The organism is Lentilactobacillus parakefiri (genome assembly GCF_002157585.1).
GTDB lineage: Bacteria > Bacillota > Bacilli > Lactobacillales > Lactobacillaceae > Lentilactobacillus > Lentilactobacillus parakefiri.
Genome location: NZ_BDGB01000096.1, coordinates 1 through 369, shown reverse-complemented (window position 1 = coordinate 369; position 369 = coordinate 1). Strand labels below are relative to the sequence as shown.

The 369-nt window shown below is 43.6% G+C and carries 1 protein-coding gene; it reads right to left on the bottom strand.

The features are described from left to right. Positions 1-366, bottom strand: a 366-nt coding sequence (locus LPKJCM_RS13235) for an IS3 family transposase (protein WP_369688695.1), incomplete at its 3' end; no start/stop codon positions are given. Positions 367-369: the final 3 nt, after the last annotated feature.

Below are 369 nucleotides of genomic sequence, written 5' to 3'. Positions count from 1 at the left end.
GCAGTCGGTCACCCAAACTTCGTTCGGGTGACTTGGATGGAAATCATGACCAGCATCCGCGGTGAGAAGTTTATTGGCCAAAACAAATTCTTTCTTTTCAGCTTGGCGATCATGCTTGGCAACCCGAATTGAAGCTTTAATATTACCTCGACGCATGATGTTACGAACCCGAGTGGGGCCAACCTGATAAGACGTTTCTTGATTAATATAAGTGACCAGGCGATTAACGCCAAAGATGTAATGATTAGTTTCTTCCAACTGTTTGATATACTCATAAATTGCTTGGTTTTCCAACTCATGCACCGTTGGTTCATGACCCAGCCATTTATAGTACGCTGCCCGTGACAACTCCAAGTATTGGCAGATAAA